This is a genomic window from Sphingobium sp. (assembly GCF_032153725.1).
In the GTDB taxonomy this organism is placed as follows: domain Bacteria; phylum Pseudomonadota; class Alphaproteobacteria; order Sphingomonadales; family Sphingomonadaceae; genus Sphingobium.
On record NZ_JALDYQ010000001.1, the window covers coordinates 49,885 to 69,584 of the forward strand.

Below are 19,700 nucleotides of genomic sequence, written 5' to 3' on the forward strand. Positions count from 1 at the left end.
GATCACTCCGCCGGCCAAAGGGGATGGTTGGCCAAGTCGATGGCCTTAAGGTCTTTCGCGGTGCCAGTTTCGATTTCCGCCTCGATCGCGCTGGAGGCAGCGCGGACCGTATCGATCGCGATGAAGCGCGCGGCGCCCTCGGGCGTGGCGATGCGCTGGTCGTTGATCTGCCGCCAGATTGGCGCAATCGCCTCAATCCGCCGGGCAGCCTCTCGCTTCACGCGTCGCACAAGAGCGGCCCGCGTCTCCGCGACGGTTGGTTTCGAAACCTTGGCGAGGCAGGGATAGCCGTTCTCGCCAGCAATGATCGTCCTCCCCTGGGACTGGCCTTCCAGCAAGGTCCGATGGTCCTCCGGGGTAACGCTTACGGCATCCGTCGGGACTGCATCACCATGGAGTTCGCGGGAAAAAAAGGCATGGGCTGATTGGGAAAAAAGCAGATCCATATCAATATCCTATGGCGATCCAGTCGAAGCCGTCGATGCGGTTGTCCGAAGAGTCGCCGGCCTGATAGTAGACGTTGAAACCGGACGCGCTTCGCTCGCGCATCTGGACGAATATGTCCCGGAGGCTATCGTCCGCTGAAATATAAGTGATCGGCCCGACCCATATGCAGGCAGTGGGGAAAGCCACGGGAAGAACCACAGGGATCGCCAGCTCAGTCGTGTACGTCCCCCGCACCTGACCGGTCTGCACAATGATCGGAGTGCCCGGAATTCTGAAGATCGGGATGCCTGAGTTCCAGCCCCCTAGAATTGCCAAAGCGCCAATCAGACCGGTTGGTGTCACAGCCTTGTCGTCGACCGCGCCAGCGGCGGTTTCAACCGGGCTGGCGGCCTCCACGTCAAGAGTGCGGCTTTCGGATAGATCACCGCCACCGGACACGAGGCCGGTTCCGGTAATAGTGCGGGCCACCAGCGCCGCCAGCGCCGCCGCCAAGTCTCCATCCGATCCGATCGCGGCGGCAATCGCATCCAACACCAGCTTCACCTTGGCGGGGCTCATGATGCGGCTGTCATCAGCGCCTTCGGCCGCCTCGCCGGCGTCCGCTATCTCTGCGACGCCCTTTACCGTTTCGCTGGCGGGGGGAAGGAGAAAGCTGGTGTCGCCGAAGACGATATCGCCCGCGACGGCATTCTCGAAAGAGATATCGAGCGCCAGCAGGAAGAAGGAAATCGAGACCTTGCGGAAGATCGGTGTTTCCTGGCTGTAGATCGCGAACAATGTTCCATCGGCCAGGTAAAGGCCAAGGCCGCGCAGCTCATAAATATCCTCGCTGCTGTCCTGCGCGGTCATATGGATGATGGTTTCGCTGGTCGATTCGCCCGAGACGGAACCGATGCGCTTCAGTTCACCAGGCACGCTGGTGATGGTGGGCGCCATCACGAAATTATTTTCCGTGATACCCAGTTCCGCGATCTGGATAGGATCGGTCCCGCCGCCCTGGGCGTTCACCAGCGCGTCCAGGCCGGCGGCCGTAATCATGAATTGGATAGGGTCCAAGGTCAGACCTCCAGAAAAGCGCCGGCGCCGTCGAGGATCGGTTCGCCGTCAGCGGTTTGCAGATAAGTGGCCCATTCCGGCTCCAGCGCGGACTGGGTGTCGGCGGTGGGTTCGAGCCGGGTCAGGCCGCCGGTGCGGGCACCCGACAACAGCCACGCTTCTGCCGCCATCTTGACCCGAAAGACGGCCAGCATGTTCGCCCGCACCGGCTTCACCTGGGCTATGTCGCGCAGGATCCGGGCGACCAGCGTTTCGTTGTAGAGGACGTCGCTTTCGGCCAGCAGGGGCAGCTCCAGCCGGAAATGATAGGGATCGAGCGTGTCGCGATCCTCAAACCACTCGACAATGCCGATCTGCGGATCGAACCGATCGAGGACCGTGCGCAACGATGCACGCGTGCCCTTGCGGCGCTGAAACTGGATAGCGTCCGCGATGGCCGCGCGCTTCACCGCTTCGGTCCAGTCGGAATCCCAGATATCGATCGAAAGGCTCCCCGCGAGATAGGGCAGCAGATGCGCGGGGCATGTGTAAGCGTTCCAGGCCTCGTCAATGACGACAGGCACCTGCTCCAGCGAGGCCGCCGGGGCGAGCGAGAGCGCTTTTTCGATCGGAGACGCATTGGGCGGCAGAAGATGCGGGGCGTCGGCCATCACGCGATCTCGATCAGGATCGACGTGGGATGCGCCGCCTGGGTGCGGTTGATCGGAATATCCGCCGCAGGGCTGATAAGCTCGAGCGTTTCGACGCCGGAAACCTGAAGCGCGCCGGCATGGCCGCTGGAGCTGACAAGGCGGCCAAGCTTGCGCCGCGTCACGAGATAAGCGTCCAGGGCGGCCTGGGCCGTGGTCAGCACGAGTTGCGCGTCGGGGCCATAGGCGATTTGCAGCCTGGCGTGGATCGCATAGTCCACGATCTCGGCGCTCTGGACCGTGACGCTGTCGGTTAGCGGCCGAACCTCGTCATGCGTCAGCACCGCTTCGACGGCGGCGATCTGCTCGGCCGAGGCTGTGCCGTCGCCGGCGGCGCTGAGCAGGCTCACCAGCACTTCGCCCGGCGCGGACATGATCGCGCTGGCGTCGGAAATGGTGCCGTCGGCCGTCAGGGCATGATAGACATAGGCGGCTTCCGGACCGGCAACGGTGAAGCTGTCCGGGGCCAGCAGCACGCGCCGCAGCAAATCTTCGTCTTCCTCTCCGTCCAGCCGCGTGACGCCGTAATAGGCAGCAAGATTATCCAGGTCGGCGCCGGAGGCGAAAGGCAGCAGCATGGAGACGGCGCGCTCGTTGAAGTTTTGCCGCAGCAGCAGCTCGCGATAGGCGAACACTTCGATCAGCTTCATCGCCGGGTCACTTTCCAGCACGGCGTCATAATCGTCGTAGCGCGACTGGAATTCCGCGACCATTTCCGCCTTGATCGCGTCAAAGCCCTTTTCTTCGATCACCTGGGGCTTGGGCAGCTTCGACAGGTCGAGGGCGACGGATGCGGGGGGAAGGGAGGCCATGCCTCCCGCATGGCCCGGCTTATCGCGCGCGCGAAGCGGGGGGCGGGGTAAGAAGCTCTGCTACCGCTGAAATCGATCAGTCGGCGTCGGGATCGAGCAGGGAGGCTGCGACCTCGACAATCAGCGCATGGTCCTGATCGCTGAAGCCCAAGAGCCGCCGTTCGGGATATTTGGCGCGGATCACGCGCCCGTTGCGCAGGCGGCCCACACGGTCGGTTTCCCCGAATTGATGGGCAGCGGCGACGCGGTCGATCGCGGCGGATGCCGGGACGATCTCCACGCCATCGGCTGCGGCTTCGATCTTCCAGGCTTTGGCCAGGCGCAGGCGACGAAACATGCGCGATCCCGCCTTTTGCCGGACGCGGCCGCGCTCATTCACCGATGCCTTCCGCTTTTCCATGTCTCCACCGTCAGGCTCGACATTGGCGCCGATGCGGAGGAGGTTGGCACGGCGGAGAGCCTGTCCCAGCTTCGTGGCGGCGGCGCGGCGACGACCGGGCGCCAGACCCGCCTGTATCCGGCCCAGCCATTGCTCCAGTTCGCGCAGATCCTCGGACATCAGTTACCCGGCTGCGGGAACCGGTCATCCATGTCGATGCCGGCGAATGCGGGCACCGGGTCCATGCCCGTGAAGCCCAGATCATCCGCGAATAATGGGTCCGGTTCCGGGAGATAGGCCAGCGTAAAGCCGCCGCCATCCTTGGGCGCGACGGTGACATTCTGGGTCAACTGGATCTGGAGCAGAACGTCCGCGCTGCCATTGTCGAGAATGTCCGCATCGAAGCTGAACCCCTCTTTCCCCGGCGTCAGGAGATCGGGCTGGTTGACGCGCAGCCAGCGGAAAATGGCGTGCGACAGCACGGCGATATCGCTGGCCATTTCGACAATCAGCACATTGGCCTGGAAGGCGAAGCCGAAGGCATCGCTGGGCGTGCCCTGGCAACGGCCCGAGCCGCGTTCAATCCAGATGCGCAGGTTTTCCGGGCTGCGGGCCAGTTCCGGCAGAGCCGTGGCAATGGACGCGCGCAAGGTGTCGAGTTTCAGCACATCAGTCCCACAGGTTGACGGTTTCCAGCACTGCCGGCGCAAGATCGGAAATCTCAGGCAGGGTGACGACGGTTCCGGCGGGCAAGGCTGGCCCCAAGGCGGCTAGGCCGGGATTGAGCGCCAGCACCTGTTCGGTCACATCCTGGGTGCGACCGAGCACGCGCCAGCAAATGGCGTCGACGGTTTCACCGGCCAGGGCGGCGGCCATGGTCAAATCAGTTCCACCCGGTTCCGGGGCACGGGGGTGCCTCCGAGGCTGAGCAGATCCGCGACGGCCGCCAGGGCGCGGCGGCGCAGTTCGTCGCTGGTCAGATCCTTTTCGGCCGCGCGATCGAGGCCCTGGTCGGTGGCGGTGACGTCGCGATAGTCGGCGGCCAGATCGGCGCCGGCGAAATAGCGGACGATGCGTTCCCAAAGCACCACCGCATAATTGCGGTTGTTGATCTTCAGTTCGGTGACGCCCGCCAGATCCGCGATGCCCGCCAGAACATGTGCTGTGCGCCAGTCCGCCAGCTCGCGGAACGCATGGAGCATCCCGCCCTCGATCGCCTCGGTCAGGCGCGCATTGGTGACAGCGCCTTCCCCCAGGCGCAGCCTGTCGCGCACGTCCGAAAGGTTGACCGACGGGAACCAGCCATCGGCGGCGACCGCCGTATTTGCCGGTTCGGGCGCGGGCACGGGGGAGGAAATGAGGCCGGTCATGCAAGGCTAGTCCTGATGTTTTCGGGGGGTGGGGATGGCTTGGCCGTCGAACCATGCAGGGTTGCCGTCCAGTCCATCCGCCCCCCGAGCGCCGTGGGGCGGTCCGTTAAGCCGTTTCCTCGCCTGCCTTGGGCGTTTCCGCCAAGGCCTTGAGCTGGCGGGTGACGCGCTCGATGTCCTTTTTCACGCCGACGTTTCGATCCAGCTCCAACGCGCGCATGAGGTGCGTCAGGGCTTCGTCGGTATAGGCCGCCTTCCCGCCCGCCGGCGCATTGTCGGCGGTGGGATCGAACGCTTCGGCGCAGCGCTCATAGGCGCGGCCGATGGCCTTGTGCACCTTGGCCCTGGCCGGGTCGGGCATGTCGGCACCATCGGTCAGGGCCAGGGCGCGCAGCAGCTGTTCGAGCGTCACCGTCTCATGCTGACCGAGCGCGACCATCGCGATCTCCTCCGCGACAAAGCAGGCGGGATTGCGGTTGTAGCGTTCGGGCAGCGCCAGGTTGAACTTCAGGACATGCGCGGCCAAGTGCAGCGCATAGTCGAAGTCGCGATAGTCGATCGCCCAGATCATGTTGGTGACAAGGATTTCGTCCTGGGACGCCTGGCCCTGTTCACCGGCTGCGAGAGCGCCCTCGATCCAGTCCGTGTAGAGCTTGGCCATTTCGGCCTTCATGGGATTGCGGGCCTCGATCGATTCGACGTCGGCCAGTTTGCGCAGATCCTCGTGCAGGGCGACGCGGAGCGAGGCATATTCCTTCCCCGCCTCCGTATCGGCCCTTGGCTCATCAGGCACGGCGGTGGTGGCGCCCTGGGCGAGCAGGGCACCACTTTGCAAGGCCCTGGTCTTCTGCTGGTGGCGGCGGAACGGGCTGACCATGGAAATCTCCTGTACATGATGCCCGCCCTATCTGGCGGCGGGCGCCGGGGCGCTGGCCGATCGGGTTGAACCCGACGCCTCCCCCGGCTTGCTACTAGGCTCTTACGCCGCCGCCCCAAATGGCAGGTGCCGCCGTCAAAGCCCCCCGGATATTAGGGGCGGGCGCCGAAGGTGATGTTTTCGGCCATGACCATGAAGTCGGTATCCTCGATCACATAGCCTTCGTTGACCGAGTTATAGTCGACCAGGCTCGCCTTGTTTTCCGGCTCATCCTTGATGTAGCGGCGGCGCGACCCCTCCTGCACATACATCGACAGGTTGGACCGATTGGAGCCGTTGGCGGCACCGGCGGGCGCGATCGGCGTGACGACCATCGTCCCTTCCGGGAAAAACGGCACGATCGCGGCCGGGCGACCGCCGACCTGCTTGGTCGACATGACGATGTCGGACACGGCCTGGTCGCTGGTCGACTTTCCACCATCGATCGTTTCGGACAGCGGACGATTGACCATGGGGAAATATTTCTCGTCAATCAGGTCCTGGCTGATGAGAACGACATGGTCGGTCGACTGCCGCGCCCAGCTCGGCATGCCGGCGATCAGGTCATAGGCCAGGGCGTCGATATTTTTATAGTCGCCATCGGCTACATCGGAATCCGGGCCAATGTAGATGGGCGCGGCCGCACCGGTGGCGGTGGTGACGCCCCCGGCCGTTACGGTGGCACGGCCCATGACATGGGTGGCCTTTTCCAGCCGCAGCTTTTGCAACCAGCCGATATTCAGATCCTCGCCCAGCGGATTGGCTTCGGGGTCGCTGTCCGCCGCCGCCTGGGTACCGTTCCAGCCCACCATGATGCGGCTGAGCGCGATCGAGATAGCGACCTCCCGCGAATAGATCTGCGCGAAGTCAGGGAAACGCGACCAGGCGTCGATGATTTCCCACGGAAGCTGGGTATCGAACTCCGTGTCATAGAGCTGATATTTGCGATCCTGAAGATTGCCGACATATTTCGGCTTGCGTGGCAGATTGGCGCGCGACGTGCGGCTCGCCACCAGATTGTTGGCGCCGAGGCCGATCACCTGGCCGATCATGTCGCGAACGGGGATGACGTTAATGCGCTGCATAAAGCCGACCTGTTCACGCTGCACGGCCTCCAGCCGCTGTTCCGCGACCGGATCGACGGCAAATTGATGATGGACGCCGCGCGCCGCAGCGTTGATCTGCGCGATGGCGGTGTACATGCCATCGAGAGCCCGGCGGCCGCGATCAGAGAGAGAATATTTCGCCATGTATCAAATCCTTGGCAGTTAGGCGGTTAGCGGGGGCTGGGCTTCAGAAGATGTTGGCGTAGGCGCCGGATTTGCCGTCCGAGAGCGGGCGGCGGTTGTAATGCTGGTCGGGCGTGGACTCCTGGGTCTCGCCAAGCTTCCTGAACTGGACGGCCAGCGCATCGACCTCGGTCCGTAATTCGGTGCGGATCGCGCCGATTTCCGTGGTGATGCTTTTTCCGAATTCCTCAAAGAGGGGCTGAAGTACGGAGAAGTCGAAGGTCCCCGGCGTTTCGCCAGGCTTGAGTGCACTCTTGTCCTCCGATTTGGGCGCCGCGAATTTGGCGGCGAACCCGTCGAGGATGCCCTTCAGGCCGGTCAGGAAGGTGCCGCCATCCTCGCCGCCGGACTTGTCCTCGGCAAATTCCAGCAACGCGGCTTCATCGCGCGACAGCTTTATCGTGCCGGGAAGCGAACGGTTGAACTGGAGGCGATCGGTGGCGATGGCCGCCGGGCTGTCGGTCAGGGCGCAGCCCATCAGATAGGCAAAGCCCTTGCCGCCGAAATTATCCTCGATCTCGATCGAGGGATAAACCTTCTGGCCCGCGTCGTTGAGAGTCTTGGCATCGTCGGTGACGTCGAATGTGCCGAACAGGCCCAGGCGCTTTTCGGTCTTGCCGTTGAAGTTGACGTCCACCTCTGCGGTCGCGAGTTCGAGAACGTCGCCATAGCTGCGGAACGGCTTGTCCCCCGAGATGCCCCGGATGTGCTCGATGTTCAGGCGGGCGCCATAGGTTTTCGGATCATAGCTGGAGGCCATTTCCTTCAGCATCTTCTCATCGATCGTGCGCCCGTCGACGGTCGAACCGGCGGTGGCGAGGAGAAAGGGCTTGGTCTTCATGTGTCGGCTCCGTGTCGGCGGGGGCTTTTCCGCTTTCGTCTGATGAACGGAGAGCCGATCCGGGGCACAACTGGCAACGCGCGGGCGCGGTAGGAGACGATGCTACCCCTCCACCCCTTCGACAGACGGGCCGGGAGCGGGTGCATGGCAGGGCCATGCACTCCGCCGCCGCCACAACCCCCGACAGTTATCAGGCCGTCAGCCAACAGGTCGGCCGTGCGCAGCGACGCGAGGCGCGGTCGCTATACTGGCGGGGCTGGCGGATCACGGACATCGCCGCCGAACTGGACCTGTCCGAAGGCACGATTTCCAGCTGGAAGAACCGCGACGGGTGGGATCAAGATCCGCCGGTCCTTGTCATCGAGGACCGGATCGAGGCAAAGATCGCCGCCTATCTGGACAAGCCCGACCTAACCGAAGGCGACATGAAGCGTGTCGATTTCCTGATGCGCCAGATGGAACGGGCCGCGCGGATCAGGAAATACAACCAGACCGGAAAGGAAAGCGACCTTAACGAGAAAGTCGCCGCGCGTAACGACGACAAGGCCAAGGCAAAACGCGCGGACAAACGCCGCAATTTCCTGACGCTGGAACAGCTGCAGCTGTTGCTCGATGACTTTCATGCCAAGAATTTCGACTATCAGGAATTCTGGTGGGAGCATCGGGGCGAACGCACCCGCAAGCTCCGCAAGAGCCGTCAGGTGGGCGCGACATGGTATTTCGCCCGCGAAGCCTTCGCCAAGGTGGCCGAGGCGATCCTGGCAGCCATCGGCAAAGACGAGCTGGAGGAGGATGAACGCCCCCGCAATCAGATTTTCCTGTCCGCGTCCGAGCGCCAGGCACTCAAGTTCCGGCGCGAGATTGTCGGGTGGGTCCGGCGCGTCACCGGTGTCGAGCTCAAGGGCAAGATCATCATGCTCGACTTTGTCGGGCAGTATCCCGAAGATGAGGATGGCGGGGCCACCGGCCCCTCGCTCGATCCGGTCGGATTTTACTTTCTGTCCACCAACAGCGCCACGGCGCAGGGCGAAAGCGGCGACTTCTATTTTGACGAATATGGCTGGGTTCATGGTTTTTCCCAGCTCAACAAGGTCGCCAGCGCGATGGCGACGCACAAGATCTACAAAAAGACCTATTTCTCGACGCCATCGACCAAAACCCATGAAAGCTATGCTTTCTGGTCGGGCGAGGAATGGAACAAGGGCCGTCCGAAAGGCAAGCAGCAGCCGTTCGATATCCGCCTGAAGACGCTGCGCCATGGCGCCTACATGCCCGATGGGTCATGGCAGCATATCCTGACCATCCATGACGCGGTCGCAGGCGGGCTGGGCAAGCTGGTCGACGTGGACGAGCTGCGCCACGAATATTCCGAGGAGGAATTCCGCAACCTCTTCGAATGCGAGGATGTAGACGACAGCGAAAGCAGCTTCCCCTATGCGCGCATTGCCCCGGCGCGGGTGGACAGCTTCCTGAAATGGCGGGATTTTCGGCCCGCGCTGATCGACATTCCCGGCGCGCGGCCATTTGGCGAAAAGCCGGTTTGGATCGGCTATGATCCCAACAAACAGGGCCGCGACGATGCCGCGCTGGTCGTTGTGGCGCCGCCCGATGATCCGGGCCGGGGCAAGCATCGCGTCCTGGAGAAATATCGGCTCAATGGCCTGGACTTCCAGGGGCAGGCCGATTTCATCCACAAGGTCCATGATCGCTACAACGTCACCGATATCGCGATCGACACGACCGGCCACGGCCTGGCTGTCTTCGAGCTGGTGTCCAACTGGTTCTTCCGCGCGCGCAAGATCGAATATTCGGTGGCGAGCAAAACCGCCCTGGTCATCAAGGCACAGAGCATCTTCCGCGCCAACCGCATCGAATTCGACAGCGGATGGACCGACCTGATGCAGGCGCTCATGGCCATTCGACCGGCCCTGACCGGCAGTCAGAAGGGCGTCACCTATATCGCCAAGCGCAATGGCGAGATCGGCCATGCGGACCTTGCCTGGGCGCTTCTCAATGCACTTTCGAACGAGCCGCTCGACGCTGGCACCGCCAGCGAAGGCAAAGGCGGCAGCGTCACCTTCTTCGACTGACAGGAGCCCTTTTCATGAACGTCCCGTCCACCACTGTGATCGAGCCGGTCGAAGCAGACGAAACTCGCATGAATGGTGACATGTTCACATTTGGCGAGCCGGAAAGCGTTCTCGACCGGCGCGAACTGAGCCAGTATTTCGAGATCTGGCACAATGGCCGCTGGTATGAGCCGCCCCTTCCCATGGGAAAGCTGGCTCAAGCCTTCAACATGGCGCCCTATCACCGCAGCGCCGTGGCCCTGAAGGTCAACCTTCTGGTTGCGCAGCAAATCGTCAGCCGATGGCTGAGCGCCGATGATTTCGAGCGGTGGGCATTGGACTTCATCCAGATGGGCAACGGCTATCTCGAATGGGTGCCGAACATGACCGGCCGCCTTGCCCGCGTGCAGCATGCTCCCGCGATCCATACCCGTGCGGGCGTGGAGCAGGGATTTTATTGGTTCGTGAACGGACCATTGGGCAACATCCACCAGTTTGAGCGGGATCGCATCTTCCATCTCCAGCAGCCCGATGTGGCTCAGGAAATCTATGGGATGCCGGAATGGCTTTCGGCCTTGCAGTCGGGGCTGTTGAGCGAGAATGCCACGCTGTTCCGCCGCCGCTATTATCTCAACGGCGCCCATGCCGGGTTCGTGATGTATCTCAGTGAGGTGCTGGCGGATACGAAGACAGCCGATGCCATCAGGGACAAGCTGAGCCAGGCCAAAGGCGTCGGAAACTTCAAAAATCTGTTCGTCCATATTCCCGACGGTAAGAAGGACGGCATCCAGATCATGCCGATCGCGGACGTCACGGCGAAGGATGAATTCTCCAACGTGAAGAATATCAGCCGCGACGATCTGTTGGCCGCGCACCGGACGCCGCCCCAGCTGATTGGCGTCATCCCGCAGAATAATGGCGGCTTCGGCAAGGTCAGCGAATCGCGCGACGCCTATTACGAAACCGAGATCATCCCGATCGCGCGGCGGATGTTGCGCGCCAATGCCTGGTTCGGGGCGCAGATCCTCGCCTTCTCCGACTATGTTTGCAGCGACGGGGCGATCATTCGCCAGGTCGGAGACGGGTTCCAGAAGCTGCCCGCCAGCGCCCGCTAGAAATTCCCCTGCCGAAAGGCGGGGGCTGGGGCGCGCTAACGCCCCAAGCCCGACGATTGTACCTCGTCATGATCCCGACCGGTCCCGCCACAGGACCATCCCGCCCGCCGACTCGGCGCGGGAACATATATGGAACAAAGAGAATGGAGTCGAATCCTCACCTCATCCTTGAGCCGGTTCAGCCGGCGCAGCCCCTCGCCCCTTATATCGGCGGCAAGAAGCAACTGGCGCGCCGCCTTATTCGCCTGATCAATGAGATCGGGCATCAAACATATGCCGAGGTCTTTGTCGGCATGGGCGGCGTATTCCTGCGCCGCGATCAGCGCCCTAAGTGCGAGGTCATCAACGACTGGTCGGAGGATGTCTCGACATTCTTCCGCGTCATCCAGCACCACTATATCGCCTTTCTCGACATGATCCGCTTTCAGATCACGAGCCGGGCGGGGTTCGAAAAGCTGCTGGCGCTGGAGCCGGCCTCACTCACCGATCTCCAGCGATCGGCGCGGTTCCTCTATTTGCAGCGGCTTGCGTTCGGCGGGAAGGTTGCGGGACGGAATTTCGGGGTGGCAACCGATCGACCAGGGCGATTCGACGTGACGAAGCTCGCCCCCATGATCGAGGCGGTGCATGAGCGCCTGGCCGGCGTGATTATCGAGCGGCTGCCCTGGTCAGATTTTCTGAGCCGTTATGACCGGCCAGGCACGCTCTTCTATCTCGACCCGCCCTATTATGGGTCCGAGGGGGATTATGGGCGGACGCTGTTCGATCGCGGGCAGTTCGAATTGATGGCGGACCGGCTGCGCGGCCTGCGTGGGCGGTTTATCCTCTCGCTCAACGACCATCCCGATGTGCGCCGGATCTTCGCAGGCTTCGACTTCCGCGAAGAAGAACTGACCTACACCATATCCGGGGCAGGCACCGCCGCGCGCGAGGTCATCATCACCAACTGACAGCGGAACGGATCAAGGCGGTGGCTCAGGCGGCCGCCTCGATCCGCATCCGCAGGCCCAGCGCCGGCAGCACCTTGAGCATGGTTTCAAGCGTCGGATTTCCTTCTGGGCCAAGCGCGCGATAAAGCTGCTGGCGCCTGATACCAGTTTCCTTGGACAGTTCCGACATGCCGTGCGCGCGGGCAACCATGCCGATCGCCTTGGCAATGACATGCACATCGCCAGTCGTGAGGGCGTCGGCCAGCAGCTCGGCCTGGTCCTCCGGTTCGGTAAGATACTCTGCCGCGTCGAAGCGGGTGAGTTCGATGGTCATTTGATCGCTTCCCTTCGTTTCATTGGCCTTACGAGGGGAGACGGCCAGCTCTCCCGATGTGGCGGTTCAGGGTATCTGGGCCGCCATTTCCTGTGCCTTCGCGATGTCCCGCCGCTGGCTCGATTTGTCGCCGCCCACCAGCAGGATAATCAACTGCTCGCCCCGCCGCGTGAAATAGAGACGGTATCCGGGGCCAAAGTCGATACGCACCTCTGAAACGCCGCCGCCCACCGGCTTTACATCCCCCATCAGGCCGAGTTCGATGCGAGCAATCCGGCCCGCGATCTTCGACTGTGCCTTGCGGTCGCGGAGGCCGCTGAACCAATCTGCGAAGGCCGGGGTTTGCTGCGTTTCCATGCTGTCATTTATATGTGACACATGTGCGGGCGTCAACATAAAAGAGACAGTCGCCGCCGAAGTTCAGCCAATCCGCCTCGCCTTGCATGATGAGGCGGTCTCAGCGATCCGGTCAAATGACCGGGGAGGGTGGTTTGGCGACAATCTGCTTACGACAAGATATACGCCGCTATGGCTCCAGCTGCTATCACCGCAAGGAGGCACCCCCACCAAGGAATTGGCTTCGAAAAGCGATCACCCATCGGATCGCGTTCGTCCCAGAATGCCTCTGCCGATGCCACCAGGTCGGATAAGGTCGCGTCGTCGTCAGGCTGCTCACCAACTGCTGCCAAAGAGCGCTTCAGAAGCGCCATTAAGCCCGTTTCGTCCGCAGGTACGTCCATCGGACTGATGATGACCCGAGAACCATCAGCATTAATCGAATACTGTTCACCCGATGGACCGAACGCGCGCGGGTAAACGCCGTTGCGAACGCCTTCTGCTTCAAGATACCATTCAGCCACCTTGAGATTAGGGAAAATGAGTAGAGGTTCGTCCGCTTCGACAAATATGTTCGGCATCGGCGTATCGTGTCAGACTGGCCGGATGTCCGCTAGTGGTATCAACGAAACGACCTGCGAGCGGTAATTATTGGTCGATGCCGTCGAACAATCGCCGCTTTTCATACAGGAAGGACATGGGGTTGGGGGGAGGCGCCTTAACGCGATATCGGCGGCTTGGGATCGCGACCGAACCAGTTCCGAATGAACCGATCCTGGGATCGATCGCTGGCTCCGACGAAGAGCCGGGCGCTCTCAACGACCCATCTGTTGACGTTGGTGACAAGCTCCTTCGGCTTTTGACTGGTGATGAGATTCAGCGTTTCCAGCTTCCAGGCCAAGACGAGCAACCGTCGCGGCGAAATCGGCAAGGCGAAGTGCCCATTCTTGACGAGTATACCGTTCGTCCGTGCGAGCGGATCGTCGGAGATCAGGAACTCAGGGACTGACTCCGGAATAACGATCGTGCGCGCGTGCAGATTATTGAGAATCTGACCGACATCGATGCTCGCGAAAATATGAGGCAGCGTATCCAGAACGGAGCTTTCGATACGATCGGCGGTTAGGTTTGCTCGAAACCCTTCGTAACTCGGAGGATCGCACGGCGTCTTCCTTTGCTCATATTCCGCCTCGATCTCATCGACGATCTTCCACCACTCGCGCTGTCCGGTCTGCTTGAGCGCCTCGAACATTGCCGGCGAGCGATAGGTCATGCCCCGGATGAACACGCTCAGCGTAGAGCGTTCCTCTGTGTCAAGTTGATCTGGCGGCGAGCCATTGAGCTTCTTGAAAACCGGCGCCGCGCGGCTGTCGAGCTGCTGCATGAAACCTGTCTCAAGACGATGCGATTCGGCGTGCGTTCCGGTCGGAGCGCGATAGAGATCCTTCTTAAATCCGGCTTCGCTCGGGAATACCCGTTCCACCGTAATCTTGCCTGGGATCGGCCGCGTGTAGCGCTCGAGCCTGTGATCGTCGCCAGTCCACCACCTGAGGTAGAATTCGGGGATGTAATGATGACGAATAATCGACCTCGCTTATCCGATATGCGCAAAGCGCCAGAACTCAGCTTTCATGTCCCTCACGCCCACCGCCTTGAGGTCTTGTGTCCGCTTCTAGGTGGAGCGGCAAATAGGGATGCGCGTCAAAAAATGGTCCATGCGTAACGATAGCTCGGCTTAGCGAGGTGCCACCTCTTGTTGGATGGGCGGTCAGGTTGGCTGGAAATTGCACCCTCACGCGCCGCGCTCGCCCCCACACCTCGCTTTCGCCTTCTTCGTCGGTTTTCTTGCAAAAGTGCCTGACGGGTCATTTGCCCACGGAGGCCCCCATGTTTCGCGATGACATAACAAAGTGAACGGGTGTGGAAATAGGCGATGAAAGTCACGGAAAACCGCCATTTTTCACGTTAGAAGATTTATATAACGGCGATATAACGGAACCGGCGAAAGACTATTACAACGTTGATTTTAAACAGTTTTCTCAGAGAGCAATGTTATGAATTATTGATATAACTCAGTTATGTTGTTGTTATCAAAATGTTGGAGCATAAGCATTTGAAAAACAATGATTGTTATAAACGTTAGCAGGATGCGAAGCATACCCGCTTCCATTGGATTGATGACGGGTTTCCGCCGAAATTCTTCGAGGCGATTTCCGGCGTTGTGAATCTGATTGAGCGAGGGTGAAGCTTGCGCTTCCTTGCGACAGCACAGTGTCTCAGGCGCGTGGACTGGTAGCCGGATCTTGGTCGGGACTATGTCGGGACTGATGGTGCTGATATGTTCCAATCGTCCCCGTTCTGTTCCGCAAATGTCGCTGTTGACGGGCGCGAAAAATCGCCTAAAAGCGCCGGAATTCCCTACGGGGGCGATTAGCTCAGTTGGTAGAGCGTCTCGTTTACACCGAGAATGTCGGCGGTTCGAGCCCGTCATCGCCCACCATTTCCTCCCTGTCGAAATCTGTTCCCGCTCGAATCGGAATAGCGTAAGGTCGTACCCACGGAACGCTTTTGTGAGGCACTTGCATCATGTCTCTCACGCTTCTCTTCGGTGGTGCGATAGCGCCTTTCCTGTTGATGTTCTCGCCGGTTACCCTTGCGGCCGCGCGCGATTGCCTGGACTGGACCGCGCCGGCCAAGGCGGTGGGCATGGCGGCGGACAGGCCCTGTCCGAAAAGGAAGCGACCACTCCTGCTGATGTAAGTCCCTTTGCCCGCGGATATTGCGGCGCAATGCAAGCGCTGCTAATCGACGCGGCCATGATCCAGCCGCCTGAAATCATCCGAGTCACCAAGTCCCGCGTCTCCTGCGACGGTTCGGGGGACATTCCCGCCGCCCTCGGCCATCCACGCGTCTTTCTCGAGATCGATGAGCATGGCTATATCGATTGCGGCTATTGCGATCGCCGCTTCGTGCTGACGAACGGCCCGGCCGACACGCCGGAAATTGCTGGCCTGCCGGATATTTCCTCCGGCGCCAGCCTCTGAAGCCACGATTTTGATTGGGCTTGCGCCATGCCGCTCCTATATCGGGCGGCATGACCGAAGCTGCTCCCCAGTTCACCGACGCCCGTGGCCTGCTCTATCGCCCGGGCCTCCTCGATCCCGATGGCGCGCACCGCCTGACCGCGCAAGCGCTGAAAAGCTGCGACGATGGCGAGCTTTACCTGCAATATCGGGCGAGCGAGAGCTTCGGCTTCGACGATGGGCGGCTGAAAACCGCCGATTATTCGACCGATGCGGGCTTCGGCCTGCGCGGCGTGTCGGGCGAGATGACGGGCTTCGCCCATGCCAATGACATTAGCGAAGCCGCGATCCGCCGCGCCGCCGAGACGCTGACGCTGCTCGATCCGGCGAAGGACCAGCCTGCCCCGCCGCCACAGCATACCAACCGTCATCTCTACACCGACGTCAATCCGCTGGAAATCGTGCCCTTTGCCGAGAAGGTGACGCTCTGCGCCGCGATCGACGCCGCCGCCCGCGCCCGCGATCCGCGCGTGGCGCAGGTGTCGGTGAGCCTGGCGGGCAGTTGGTCCGTGATCGAGATCGTGCGCGCCGACGGCTTTACCGCGACCGACATCCGCCCCCTGGTGCGGCTCAACGTCTCGGTCATATTGGAGGAGAATGGTCGTCGCGAAACGGGCGTGTTCGGCATTGGCGGGCGCTATCTCTACAATCAGGTGATGGACCCCGCGATCTGGAACCGGGCGATCGATGAAGCGCTCGCGCAGGCCCAGGTCAATTTGCGCTCGGTGGCGGCGCCGGCGGGCGAGATGACCGTGCTGCTCGGACCGGGCTGGCCGGGCGTGCTGGTGCATGAAGCGATCGGCCACGGCCTGGAGGGCGATTTCAACCGCAAGGGCACCAGCGCCTTCTCCGGCCGCGTGGGTGAACGCGTAGCCGCGCCGGGCGTCACCGTGGTCGATGACGGATCGATCATGAGCCGCCGCGGCTCGCTCTCCATCGATGACGAGGGCACGCCAACCCGCGAAAATGTGCTGATCGAGGACGGCATTCTCAAGGGCTATATGCAGGATCGCCTCAACGCCCGGTTGATGGGCGTGGAGCCGACAGGCAACGGTCGCCGCGAAAGCTATGCCCATGCGCCGATGCCGCGCATGACCAATACTTTCATCAAGGGTGGCAATGACGATCCGCAAGAGCTGCTGTCGCGCATGAAGTCGGGGATTTTTGCCAAAAGCTTCGGTGGCGGGCAGGTCGATATCGTGTCGGGCAAGTTCGTTTTCTCCTGCACCGAGGCGTATAAGGTCGAGAATGGCAAGCTGGGCGTGCCGATCAAGGGCGCAACGCTGATCGGCGACGGGCCCACCGCGCTCACCAAGGTCATCGGCATCGGCCATGACTGGGCGCTGGACGAAGGCATCGGCATGTGCGGCAAAGCCGGACAAAGCGTGCCTGCCGGTGTCGGCCAGCCGACACTGCTGCTGGAAGGCCTGACCGTCGGCGGTACGGCGACCTGAGCCCGCCGCGCCATGGATTGAGGAACCCGGCGGCCGATGCGTCTTTATCCATGTCATGAATATGCTGACCGATAGCCATGATGCGGTGACCGCCGATTGGGCGGCGGCGCTGCTCGACTTCTGGTTCAACCAGATTGGCGAACGGGGCTGGTGGAGCCACAATCCAGCGCTCGACCGGCAATGCCAGATGCGCTTCCCTGCCTTGTGGGAGGAAAAGCGCCATATGTCCGCCGAGGATTTCCTTGAGCGCGCTGATGATGCACTGGCGGCGGTGCTGCTGTTCGACCAATTGCCGCGCAACATGTTCCGGGGAACGGTGGCCGCCTTTTCCAGCGACGCGCTTGCCCGCGATGTGGCGCGCGGAGCCATCGCCCATGGCTATGACATCCAGATCGGCGGAGCGGGGCGCCTGTTCTTCTACATGCCCTTTCAGCACAGCGAGGATCTGGATTACCAGAAGCTATCCGTCAGCCTGTTCGAAGGCGCCGGGGATGCGCAATCGCTGGCTTTCGCAAGAGAGCATCACGCCATGATCGCTCGCTTCGGCCGCTTCCCCCACCGTAACGCGCTGCTGGGGCGCCAGACCCTGCCGGAAGAGGCGGAGGCAGCAGCTCAAGGCGCGGACTGGTAACCTGCCCAATTTTTAGGCAAATGGGCGAGACTGCTCATTTTTTTGGCGTCCCGTCCTTACGCATCCTGCAAAAGCCCCGCATTAACGCGTCGTTTACAAATTGGCACGGCTCTTGCTGAACATGTCCCCGCACACCAGTAACAGGGGGCGACATGAAACTTGTCATGGCTATCATCAAGCCGTTCAAGCTTGACGATGTCCGCGAGGCTCTCTCCTCGCTCGGCATCGCAGGAATGACGGTCAGCGAAGTTAAGGGCTTCGGCCGCCAGAAGGGGCAGACCGAAATCTATCGCGGCGCGGAATATTCGACCAACATGGTTCCGAAGATCAAGATCGAGGTGGTCTGCGACGACGACCTCGCGCCGCGCGTGGTCGAAGCGATCCAGGCAGCCGCCAATTCGGGCGCCATCGGCGATGGCAAGATCTTCGTTCTCGATGTCGAGCAGGCGGTGCGTATCCGTACCGGCGAAACCGGCGAAACCGCACTGTAAGGGGGAATTGATGACCTTTTCCAAGAAGCTTTGCGGCGTGATGGGGGCGGTTGGCCTGTCCCTGCTCGCAGCCGCACCGGCGCTTGCCGCGCCGATCAAGGGGCCAGACGCCGCCGCCATGGCCGCCATGGTCAACAAGGGCGACGTCGCCTGGATGCTCGTCTCGGCCGCGCTGGTCCTGATGATGTCGATCCCCGGCCTCGCCCTGTTCTACGGCGGTCTGGTCCGCACCAAGAACATGCTGAGCATCCTGATGCAGGTGTTCATGATCGTCTCGGTAGCCGGTCTGGTCTGGTGCTGCTGGGGCTATTCCATCGCTTTCACCAGCGGCGGCGAAAACCACTTCTTCGGCGGGCTTTCCAAGGCGTTCCTGATGGGCGTCGACGGCACGACTTCGGCCGCGACCTTCACCAACAACGTCTATCTGCCCGAATTCGTGTTCGTGGTCTTCCAGATGACCTTCGCCATGATCACCCCGGCGCTGATCGTCGGCGCCTTCGCGGAGCGCGTGAAATTCTCCTCGCTGATCGTGTTCGTCGTGCTGTGGCTGACCTTCATCTACTTCCCGATGGCGCACATGGTCTGGTACTGGTCCGGCCCGGACTTCCTGGTGGACAGCCCGACCGACTATGGCATGCTGTGGGGCTGGGGCGCGCTCGACTTCGCGGGCGGCACCGTCGTCCACATCAATGCCGGTATCGCGGGCCTGGTCGGCGCGCTGATGATCGGCAAGCGCGTCGGCTTCCCCAAGGAACCCATGCCGCCGCACTCGCTGACCATGACCATGATCGGCGCCAGCCTGCTGTGGGTCGGCTGGTTCGGCTTCAACGCCGGTTCCAACCTGGAAGCCAATGCCGTCACCGGCGTCGCCTTCATCAACACCATGGTCGCCACCTGCGCGGCGGCGGTGAGCTGGTCGCTGGTCGAACAGGTCCACCATGGCAAGGCTTCGCTGCTGGGCGCCGTCACCGGTGCGGTGGCTGGTCTGGTCGCTATCACCCCGGCTGCGGGCTTCGCGGCTCCGATGACCTCGATCGTTCTCGGCTTCGCCGTCTCCCCGATCTGCTACATCTTCGTGGCGTTTGTGAAGGGCAAGGTCGGCTATGACGACAGCCTGGACGTGTTCGGCGTGCACTGCATCGGCGGCATCGTGGGCGCCATCGCCACCGGCATCGTCGCGGCTCCCTCGCTGGGCGGTCAGGGCGTGTTCGACTACACCGTCTTCCCGGCGGCCTTCCACCCGGAAGCCTACAGCATCCCGGCGCAGGTCTGGATCCAGGTCAAGGCGGTGGTCTTCACCCTGCTCTTCTCCGGCATCGGCAGCGCGATCCTCTACTTCATCATCGACAAGACGATGGGTCTGCGCCCGGGCAAGGACGCCGAAATGGAAGGGCTCGACCTCTCCAGCCACGGCGAACGGGCCTACAACTACTGAGATTGGCAGGGCGGGCCGATCGAA

At 61.9% G+C, this 19,700-nt stretch carries 24 protein-coding genes and 1 tRNA gene; 10 read left to right on the forward strand and 15 right to left on the reverse strand.

Annotated elements, in window-relative coordinates; all coding sequences use genetic code 11:
- Positions 1-2 precede the first annotated feature (2 nt).
- From RUH75_RS00285 to RUH75_RS00335, 11 genes are all read right to left on the reverse strand, one after another.
- Positions 3-446, reverse strand: a complete 444-nt coding sequence (locus RUH75_RS00285) for a hypothetical protein (RefSeq protein WP_313801007.1) — start codon at positions 444-446, stop codon at positions 3-5.
- Between the two features lies 1 nt (position 447).
- The gene (locus RUH75_RS00290; RefSeq protein WP_313801009.1) at positions 448-1,485 is read right to left on the reverse strand and encodes a hypothetical protein; all 1,038 of its coding nucleotides are present in this window, start codon (positions 1,483-1,485) and stop codon (positions 448-450) included.
- Positions 1,486-1,505: 20 nt separating this feature from the next.
- On the reverse strand, positions 1,506-2,153 hold the full coding sequence (locus tag RUH75_RS00295; RefSeq protein WP_313801011.1) for a phage tail protein I: 648 nt from the start codon (positions 2,151-2,153) through the stop codon (positions 1,506-1,508).
- Positions 2,153-3,004: a baseplate J/gp47 family protein gene (locus RUH75_RS00300; protein WP_313801012.1), complete on the reverse strand. Its 852-nt coding sequence runs from the start codon at positions 3,002-3,004 to the stop codon at positions 2,153-2,155. The genes RUH75_RS00295 and RUH75_RS00300 overlap by 1 nt, the downstream gene beginning before the upstream one ends.
- 76 nt (positions 3,005-3,080) lie before the next feature.
- The gene (locus RUH75_RS00305) at positions 3,081-3,563 is read right to left on the reverse strand and encodes a phage virion morphogenesis protein (protein WP_313801013.1); all 483 of its coding nucleotides are present in this window, start codon (positions 3,561-3,563) and stop codon (positions 3,081-3,083) included.
- Complete coding sequence (locus RUH75_RS00310) at positions 3,563-4,051, reverse strand: phage tail protein (protein ID WP_313801015.1); 489 nt, start codon at positions 4,049-4,051, stop codon at positions 3,563-3,565. The genes RUH75_RS00305 and RUH75_RS00310 overlap by 1 nt, the downstream gene beginning before the upstream one ends.
- 1 nt (position 4,052) lies before the next feature.
- A complete protein-coding gene (locus RUH75_RS00315) occupies positions 4,053-4,259 on the reverse strand; it encodes a tail protein X (RefSeq protein ID WP_313801017.1) in 207 nt (68 codons plus the stop codon).
- 2 nt (positions 4,260-4,261) lie between these two features.
- Complete coding sequence (locus RUH75_RS00320) at positions 4,262-4,753, reverse strand: head completion/stabilization protein (RefSeq protein WP_313801019.1); 492 nt, start codon at positions 4,751-4,753, stop codon at positions 4,262-4,264.
- 106 nt (positions 4,754-4,859) lie between these two features.
- Entirely contained in the window at positions 4,860-5,630 is a 771-nt protein-coding gene (gene gpM, locus RUH75_RS00325) for a phage terminase small subunit (RefSeq protein ID WP_313801021.1), read from the reverse strand.
- Positions 5,631-5,782: 152 nt separating this feature from the next.
- On the reverse strand, positions 5,783-6,919 hold the full coding sequence (locus tag RUH75_RS00330; protein WP_313801023.1) for a phage major capsid protein, P2 family: 1,137 nt from the start codon (positions 6,917-6,919) through the stop codon (positions 5,783-5,785).
- Positions 6,920-6,962: 43 nt separating this feature from the next.
- Positions 6,963-7,799 (reverse strand): GPO family capsid scaffolding protein, encoded by an 837-nt coding sequence (locus RUH75_RS00335; protein ID WP_313801025.1) that lies wholly within the window; start codon positions 7,797-7,799, stop codon positions 6,963-6,965.
- Between the two features lie 155 nt (positions 7,800-7,954).
- Between RUH75_RS00335 and RUH75_RS00340 the strand changes: the two genes are divergently transcribed.
- The 3 genes from RUH75_RS00340 to RUH75_RS00350 all read left to right on the forward strand — a co-directional run bounded on the left by RUH75_RS00340 (position 7,955) and on the right by RUH75_RS00350 (position 11,933).
- Entirely contained in the window at positions 7,955-9,889 is a 1,935-nt protein-coding gene (locus tag RUH75_RS00340) for a terminase large subunit domain-containing protein (RefSeq protein WP_313801027.1), read from the forward strand.
- A 14-nt stretch (positions 9,890-9,903) separates the two neighbouring features.
- The gene (locus RUH75_RS00345) at positions 9,904-10,983 is read left to right on the forward strand and encodes a phage portal protein (protein WP_313801029.1); all 1,080 of its coding nucleotides are present in this window, start codon (positions 9,904-9,906) and stop codon (positions 10,981-10,983) included.
- A gap of 143 nt (positions 10,984-11,126) precedes the next feature.
- The gene (locus RUH75_RS00350) at positions 11,127-11,933 is read left to right on the forward strand and encodes a DNA adenine methylase (RefSeq protein ID WP_313801031.1); all 807 of its coding nucleotides are present in this window, start codon (positions 11,127-11,129) and stop codon (positions 11,931-11,933) included.
- Between the two features lie 25 nt (positions 11,934-11,958).
- On the opposite strand, the gene RUH75_RS00355 is transcribed toward RUH75_RS00350, so the two are convergent.
- The 4 genes from RUH75_RS00355 to RUH75_RS00370 form a co-directional block, all read right to left on the reverse strand.
- A complete protein-coding gene (locus RUH75_RS00355) occupies positions 11,959-12,246 on the reverse strand; it encodes an addiction module antidote protein (RefSeq protein ID WP_313801033.1) in 288 nt (95 codons plus the stop codon).
- Between the two features lie 66 nt (positions 12,247-12,312).
- Positions 12,313-12,603 carry a type II toxin-antitoxin system RelE/ParE family toxin gene (locus tag RUH75_RS00360; protein ID WP_313801035.1) on the reverse strand — a complete coding sequence of 97 codons (291 nt, stop codon included), beginning with the start codon at positions 12,601-12,603 and terminating at the stop codon, positions 12,313-12,315.
- Positions 12,604-12,752: 149 nt separating this feature from the next.
- A complete protein-coding gene (locus RUH75_RS00365) occupies positions 12,753-13,163 on the reverse strand; it encodes a hypothetical protein (RefSeq protein ID WP_313801037.1) in 411 nt (136 codons plus the stop codon).
- Between the two features lie 137 nt (positions 13,164-13,300).
- A complete protein-coding gene (locus tag RUH75_RS00370) occupies positions 13,301-14,167 on the reverse strand; it encodes a DUF4238 domain-containing protein (protein WP_313801282.1) in 867 nt (288 codons plus the stop codon).
- A gap of 839 nt (positions 14,168-15,006) precedes the next feature.
- Between RUH75_RS00370 and RUH75_RS00375 the strand changes: the two genes are divergently transcribed.
- From RUH75_RS00375 to RUH75_RS00405, 7 genes are all read left to right on the forward strand, one after another.
- Positions 15,007-15,082, forward strand: a tRNA-Val gene (locus RUH75_RS00375).
- A gap of 86 nt (positions 15,083-15,168) precedes the next feature.
- Positions 15,169-15,342: a hypothetical protein gene (locus RUH75_RS00380; RefSeq protein WP_313801039.1), complete on the forward strand. Its 174-nt coding sequence runs from the start codon at positions 15,169-15,171 to the stop codon at positions 15,340-15,342.
- 29 nt (positions 15,343-15,371) lie between these two features.
- Positions 15,372-15,626: a zinc-finger domain-containing protein gene (locus RUH75_RS00385; protein ID WP_313801041.1), complete on the forward strand. Its 255-nt coding sequence runs from the start codon at positions 15,372-15,374 to the stop codon at positions 15,624-15,626.
- Positions 15,627-15,676: 50 nt separating this feature from the next.
- On the forward strand, positions 15,677-17,119 hold the full coding sequence (gene tldD, locus RUH75_RS00390) for a metalloprotease TldD (RefSeq protein WP_313801043.1): 1,443 nt from the start codon (positions 15,677-15,679) through the stop codon (positions 17,117-17,119).
- 55 nt (positions 17,120-17,174) lie between these two features.
- Positions 17,175-17,750 (forward strand): DUF924 family protein, encoded by a 576-nt coding sequence (locus RUH75_RS00395; RefSeq protein WP_313801045.1) that lies wholly within the window; start codon positions 17,175-17,177, stop codon positions 17,748-17,750.
- A gap of 152 nt (positions 17,751-17,902) precedes the next feature.
- The gene (locus RUH75_RS00400; protein WP_267249878.1) at positions 17,903-18,241 is read left to right on the forward strand and encodes a P-II family nitrogen regulator; all 339 of its coding nucleotides are present in this window, start codon (positions 17,903-17,905) and stop codon (positions 18,239-18,241) included.
- 10 nt (positions 18,242-18,251) lie between these two features.
- Complete coding sequence (locus tag RUH75_RS00405) at positions 18,252-19,676, forward strand: ammonium transporter (RefSeq protein ID WP_313801050.1); 1,425 nt, start codon at positions 18,252-18,254, stop codon at positions 19,674-19,676.
- Positions 19,677-19,700: the final 24 nt, after the last annotated feature.